General features: G+C 71.6%; 6 protein-coding genes and 1 pseudogene. 5 read left to right on the top strand and 2 right to left on the bottom strand.

Annotated features, from left to right (window positions below; genetic code table 11):
• A pseudogene (locus HMPREF0731_RS25380) lies at positions 1 to 256 on the bottom strand (GTP cyclohydrolase II); the annotation flags it as partial.
• Between the two features lie 300 nt (positions 257 to 556).
• Here HMPREF0731_RS25380 and HMPREF0731_RS11715 point away from each other — a divergent pair.
• From HMPREF0731_RS11715 to HMPREF0731_RS11725, 3 genes are all read left to right on the top strand, one after another.
• Positions 557 to 1276 carry a response regulator transcription factor gene (locus HMPREF0731_RS11715; protein WP_007004341.1) on the top strand — a complete coding sequence of 240 codons (720 nt, stop codon included), beginning with the start codon at positions 557 to 559 and terminating at the stop codon, positions 1274 to 1276.
• 317 nt (positions 1277 to 1593) lie between these two features.
• Positions 1594 to 2829 (top strand): argininosuccinate synthase, encoded by a 1236-nt coding sequence (locus HMPREF0731_RS11720; protein ID WP_007004343.1) that lies wholly within the window; start codon positions 1594 to 1596, stop codon positions 2827 to 2829.
• Between the two features lie 275 nt (positions 2830 to 3104).
• Positions 3105 to 3554, top strand: a complete 450-nt coding sequence (locus HMPREF0731_RS11725; RefSeq protein ID WP_007004344.1) for a hypothetical protein — start codon at positions 3105 to 3107, stop codon at positions 3552 to 3554.
• 95 nt (positions 3555 to 3649) lie between these two features.
• Here the strand turns inward: HMPREF0731_RS11725 and HMPREF0731_RS11730 are convergent, their stop codons facing one another.
• Positions 3650 to 4075, bottom strand: a complete 426-nt coding sequence (locus HMPREF0731_RS11730; RefSeq protein ID WP_007004345.1) for a DoxX family protein — start codon at positions 4073 to 4075, stop codon at positions 3650 to 3652.
• 114 nt (positions 4076 to 4189) lie between these two features.
• On the opposite strand from HMPREF0731_RS11730, the gene HMPREF0731_RS11735 reads away from it, so the two are divergent.
• Both HMPREF0731_RS11735 and HMPREF0731_RS11740 read left to right on the top strand, forming a co-directional pair.
• Complete coding sequence (locus HMPREF0731_RS11735) at positions 4190 to 5161, top strand: LysR family transcriptional regulator (RefSeq protein WP_007004346.1); 972 nt, start codon at positions 4190 to 4192, stop codon at positions 5159 to 5161.
• A gap of 117 nt (positions 5162 to 5278) precedes the next feature.
• Positions 5279 to 5674: a GFA family protein gene (locus tag HMPREF0731_RS11740; protein WP_040613055.1), complete on the top strand. Its 396-nt coding sequence runs from the start codon at positions 5279 to 5281 to the stop codon at positions 5672 to 5674.
• Positions 5675 to 5835: the final 161 nt, after the last annotated feature.

Consider the following 5835-nt stretch of genomic DNA (forward strand, 5'->3'; position numbering starts at 1 on the left):
GGATCGGCGCCAGCAGCAGCACGGGTTTCTGCCGCCCGCCCGAGGCCAGCTCGGCCAGGCCGCGCGCGCCCACCGTCTCGGCCGCCGCCACCAGCAGCGGACCGTGCGGGCCGGTCAGCAGCACCGGCGTGCCGCGCCGCAGGTCGCTGGCGGCGCGGTGCACCGCGCGCAGCGCCAGCGAGGCGGCGTCCGGCACCAGGGGGCCGATCTCCGCCTCATGCCGCAGATCCGGCGCGGCCTGTCCGATGCTGCTCATCCGTTGTGGTTCCCTGGCGTCCTGTGGGTGCCGATGCAGACCGGCAAGCCGCCCCACCCCTCCGACAGGACGGGGTGGGATGCAAGCTCCGCCGTGGCGTGACATGTGGCACGCCGGCGCGACTTGCCATCCCCCCTCTCCGGGATGTGGTGAAAATGACTCCTGCGCGAGCGCCGCCGCCCCGGGACTTGCCGGATGGCGCGGCAGCGTTCACGATAGGGGGCTGGTGGCCTTCCGGCCGCCCGGCTGATTCCGGGAGGTAGAAGCCATGAACACTCTCAGGCTATGTCGGGAGATCGCATGACCGGCCCGCGGCCGATCCTGATCGTGGATGACGATGACGCGCTGCGCGTCACCTTGTCCGAACAATTGGCGCTGGATGGTGAATTCGCGCCCCTCGAGGCGGCGACCGCCGGCGAGGCCACGCAGCAATTGCTGGCGGCCGATTCGCGATGCGACGCCGTGCTGCTCGATATCGGGCTGCCGGATGGCGACGGGCGGGAGCTCTGCGCCAAGCTGCGCCAGGAGGGGGTGAAGATCCCCATCATCATGCTGACCGGCGCCGACGGGGAGCAGGATGTGGTGCGCGGCCTGGATGCGGGCGCGAACGACTACATCGCCAAGCCCTTCCGCATCGCCGAGCTGCTGGCCCGGCTGCGGGCGCAGCTGCGCGTCTTCGACAATTCCGAGGACGCCGTCTTCGTCATCGGGCCCTACACCTTCCGCCCCTCGGCCAAGCTGCTGCTGGAGACGGTGAAGAACCGCAAGATCCGCCTGACCGAGAAGGAAGCGGCGATCCTGAAGTTCCTCTACCGCGCCGGCGGCCGCCCGGTGGCGCGGCAGATCCTGCTGAACGAGGTGTGGGGCTACAACGCCGCCGTCACCACGCACACGCTGGAGACGCATATCTACCGGCTGCGGCAGAAGATCGAACCCGATCCGACCAACGCCGCCCTGCTGCTGACCGAAGGCGGCGGCTACCGCCTGGACCCGCAGGCCGGGCGCGCCGCGGCGGCCTGAATTCTGGGGAGGCGCTGCCTCCCCAGACCCCTCCGCCGGGGGAACAGGGTTCCCCCGGACCCCGCCATCAGTGAGGGCGGGACATGAGGCCGGCGCCAAGCGCCACCCCCCAAAACATGCGCACCCCCAAGGCAAGCCCGGGCCCAAACGCACGGGCCGAGTGCAGCACCCGTCGTCCCAGCCATGACCGGCAGCCGAAAGAAAGGAAAGAAACTTGTCAGGGCGGGGGGGGGCGGGCATGTTCCGGGCCGTTTTCCGGGCCGCGCGACGCCTGATCTGCCGCGCGGCGCCGTTCCTCGTCTCAAGGACCTCGATCGATGCGCGTGAAGGACGTGAAGAAGGTGGTGCTGGCCTATTCGGGCGGGCTCGACACCTCCGTCATCCTGAAGTGGCTGCAGACCACCTATCAGTGCGAGGTGGTGACCTTCACCGCCGATCTCGGCCAGGGCGAGGAGCTGGGCCCGGCCCGCGATAAGGCGCGGCTGCTCGGCATCAAGGAAGAGAACATCTTCATCGACGATCTGCGCGAGGAGTTCACGCGCGACTTCGTCTTCCCGATGTTCCGCGCCAATGCGCTGTATGAGGGCTGCTACCTGCTCGGCACCTCGATCGCCCGGCCGCTGATCTCCAAGCGCCAGATCGAGATCGCGGAGCAGGTCGGCGCCGACGCCGTGGCGCATGGCGCGACCGGCAAGGGCAACGACCAGGTCCGCTTCGAGCTGAGCTACTACTCGCTGAAGCCGGATGTGAAGGTGATCGCGCCCTGGCGTGAGTGGGACCTGACCAGCCGCACCAAGCTGCTGGAGTTCGCCGAGGCGAACCAGATCCCCATCGCCAAGGACAAGCGCGGCGAGGCGCCCTTCTCGGTCGACGCCAACCTGCTGCACTCATCCTCCGAGGGGAAGATCCTGGAAGAGCCGGGCGACGAGCCGCCGGAGCTGGTGTGGCAGCGCACCATCCGCCCGGAGGACGCGCCGGACGTCGCCACCGAGATCACCATCGAGTTCGAGCGCGGCGACGCCATCGGCATCAATGGCGAGCGGCTGTCGCCGGCGACGCTGCTGACCAAGCTGAACGAGCTGGGCAAGGCGAACGGCATCGGCCGGCTGGATCTGGTGGAGAACCGCTTCGTCGGCATGAAGTCGCGCGGCTGCTACGAGACCCCGGGCGGCACCATCCTGCACGCCGCGCACCGCGCCATCGAGAGCATCACCCTGGACCGCGAGGTGGCGCACCTCAAGGACAGCCTGATGCCGCGCTATGCCGAGCTGATCTACAACGGCTTCTGGTTCGCGCCCGAGCGCCGCATGATCCAGGCGATGGTCGATGAGAGCCAGAAGAGCGTCACCGGCACCGTCCGGCTGAAGCTCTACAAGGGCAACACCATCGTCACCGGCCGCACCTCGCCCAACAGCCTGTACTCGATGAAGCACGTCACCTTCGAGGACGACCAGGGCGCCTATGACCAGTTCGACGCGCAGGGCTTCATCAAGCTGAACGCGCTGCGCCTGCGCCTCGGCGCCATGGCCGGCCGCCGCGGCGGCGAGCTGTAAGAGACCCGCCCCGGCCTCGCGCCGGGCGGCAGGGACCAGGCCCGGTGGAGCGATCCCCCGGGCCTTTTTGCTGGGCCGTGGCCGGCGAGGCCGTCGCCTTTTGTTACCGTTTTCCGGCACCGGTCCCCGGCCGGGCCTGCAACCGGCCGCCGCGAGGGCGCGTTCTTCTGGCCAGTCCGGCGCCCTGCCGGAGCCTGCAACGCCCGCCCGGCCTGGCCGGGCCCGACCCGCCCGGCGGCACCGCGCCCCCGGGCCCGAGACGAAGGAGAAGGCACATGGCCCGTATCCCCCTGACCCTCGCCGCCGCCGCCCTGGCGCTTAGCGCCGGCGTCGCCCAGGCGCAGATGACCACCACCCAGTCCACCATGCCGCAGAGCGGCATGAACAACCCGGCCTCGGCCGGCACCGCGCAGGCGGCGCCGATGCCCGCCGGCAGCATGCCGATGGCCGCGCCCCGCCCGCATGCGGCGCCGGGCCAGCATGGCATGCAGCAGGGCGGCGCCATGCCGGGCGTGGCCGGCTCGGCCTCGACCTATGGCATGTCCGGCATGACGCCGGGCGCGGCCGGCGCGGCGCCGATGGGCGGTGCCAATGTGGTGCCGACCCCGGCGCAGCCCTTCGCCGGCGTCACCCTGCCGCAGCAGGGCGTGGGCGATGGCGCCTACAATGGCGGCGGCGTGGTGCTGGAATACCTGCCGGACGGCACCACCCGCGTGGTGCGCTGAACCACGCCCGGCGGGGAACCGCCGGACGCAAAAAAGAAGGCCGGGGCGGCGAACCGCCCCGGCCTTTGTCATGTCCGGGCCTGTGGCCCGGCGCGTCAGGCGATGGCCGGGCGGCGGCCGGTCAGCCGGCCGAGGTCCAGCGCATGGGCGCCGGCGCCCAGCCCGGCCTGCACCAGCATGGCGACGATCCAGAAGGCCGGGAATTCCCAGCCGCCGCCGCGGGCGCTGAACACCCAGCCATTGCCGGTGTGCTGCAGCAGCGCGCCGATCAGGATCGGCAGGGTCAGCAGCGAGACGGCGCGGGTCCAGACGCCGAGGATCAGCGCGATGCCGGCCAGCGTCTCGGCGATGGCGACGATGGCGCCGAACACCGGCGGATAGCCCAGGCTGCCGAAATAGCCCATCGTGCCGGACAGGCCGAAGGTCAGCACCTTCATCAGGAAGCCATGGGCGAGGAACATCAGCCCCAGGCTGACACGCAGCAGCAGCGTGGCGTAGGGCGCGAGGCGGTCTTGGGTCATGGGGTGGCTCGTTGCGGAAGGGGCGGCCCCGACGGCCGCCGTTGACCGCGGTGTAGCCCCGCGCGGCGCCGCCCTTCCAAGCGCGAGCGTGAACGTCCATCATTGGCGGCATCAATGGCCGATCTCTCCAGCTTCGACATGAACCTGCTGCGGGTGTTCGACGCGGTGGCGCGCGAGCGGCATGTGACGCGCGCCGCGCAGCGGCTGAACCTGTCGCAGCCCGCCGTCTCCAACGCCCTGGCCCGGCTGCGCCTGGCGCTGAAGGACGAGCTGTTCCTGCGCCGCCCCGGCGGCGTGGAGCCGACCGAGCTGGCCCTCTCCCTGGCCCAGCCGGTGGCCGAGGTGCTGGACCGGCTGCGCGACACGCTGGCGGTACACGCGCCCTTCGAGCCGGCGACGGCCGACCGCGTCTTCCCGATCGGCCTGTCCGAATATGCCGAGGCGGTGCTGGTGCCACCGTTGCTGGAGCATCTGGCGCGCGAGGCGCCGGGCTGCGTGCTGGCGGTGCGCCATGCCGACCGCGTCAACGCCATGGGCATGCTGGAATCCGACCAGGTGCAGCTGGTGGTGGGCATGCTGGGTGAGCCGCCGGCGCTCTACACCCGCCTGCGCCTGCTGCCCGAGGCCTTCCTGACCCTGCTGCGCCCCGGCCACCCGCTGGCCGAGGGGGAGATGAGCCTGGAGCGCTTCACCGCCTGGCCGCACCTGCTGCATTCGCCGAACGGCTCGCGCGACGGGGCGCTGGACGGGCCGCTGCGCGAGGCCGGGCATCCGCGCCGGCTGGGCGCGGTGGTGGCGCATCTCTCCGCCGTGCCGGGCATCCTGAAGCGCACCGACATGGTGATGACGCTCTCCGCCCGGCTCGCCCAGCAGCTGGCGGAGGCGCATGGGCTGGTGGTGCGGCCCTGCCCGGTGGCGGTGCCGCACACCCGCCTGTCGATGATCTTCCCGCGCCGCTTCGAGGCCGACCAGGGCCATGCCTGGCTGCGCCGGCTGATGCTCTCGGTGGCGCGGGAGGCGACGCCGCAGGCGCAATGCGACTCGCTGCGCGCGCTGGGCGTCACTCTGTCAGCGCCGGCGGATTGAGGCCGGAAGGGCGGCGTCCGCCCCTGGGCGGAGGGTGTTGCGGGCCATGCGTCGCCGCTGCCATGCTCCCCGGCGAGGCGCCCCTATCCTGCGGGCGCGCAGACAGGGGGCGAGCGGGTGCATCGCGGTTCATGTCTCTGCGGGGCGGTCACCTTCACCGTTGCGGGCAGCCTGCCGCAGCCGAATTTCTGCCATTGCGGGATGTGCCGGAAGCAGTCGGGGCACTGCTTTGCGTCCACCGATGTGCCGAGGGCCGCTCTGACGGTCACCCGCGGGGCGAGCATTGCGTGGTTCCAGTCCTCGGAGAAGGTCCGGCGGGGCTTCTGCTCGGTTTGCGGATCGTCCCTGTTCTGGGACCGGTCGGATCTGGACCGGATCGCCGTGGCCATGGGTGCCTTCGACGGCCCGACGCGGACCTCTGCCAGCCTGCACATCTACGTCGCGGACAAGGGCGACTATTACCGGATCGCGGATGGCCTGCCGCAGCATGACACCGTCCCGCCGCGCGACTGAGGGCGCGAAGGCCCGCTCCGATGTCCAGCCGGAGCGGTCTTTGCGGGGTGGGCGCCCGGCCTAGCCCCAGGGGCCGCGCGGTTTGCTGCCCCCCGTCCGGCCACCCTGCGACCACGGCCCCGGCGCCGCGCCGGTCTGCGGCACGGAGGAGCGGGCGCCCG

Origin of the sequence: Pseudoroseomonas cervicalis ATCC 49957 (assembly GCF_000164635.1) — a bacterium.
Classification (GTDB): domain Bacteria; phylum Pseudomonadota; class Alphaproteobacteria; order Acetobacterales; family Acetobacteraceae; genus Pseudoroseomonas; species Pseudoroseomonas cervicalis.

Coding starts and splice junctions, on each gene's coding strand:
- HMPREF0731_RS11715 (WP_007004341.1), top strand. CDS start 557: ATGACCGGCCCGCGGCCGATCCTGATCGTGGATGACGATGACGCGCTG.
- HMPREF0731_RS11720 (WP_007004343.1), top strand. CDS start 1,594: ATGCGCGTGAAGGACGTGAAGAAGGTGGTGCTGGCCTATTCGGGCGGG.
- HMPREF0731_RS11725 (WP_007004344.1), top strand. CDS start 3,105: ATGGCCCGTATCCCCCTGACCCTCGCCGCCGCCGCCCTGGCGCTTAGC.
- HMPREF0731_RS11730 (WP_007004345.1), bottom strand. CDS start 4,075: ATGACCCAAGACCGCCTCGCGCCCTACGCCACGCTGCTGCTGCGTGTC.
- HMPREF0731_RS11735 (WP_007004346.1), top strand. CDS start 4,190: ATGGCCGATCTCTCCAGCTTCGACATGAACCTGCTGCGGGTGTTCGAC.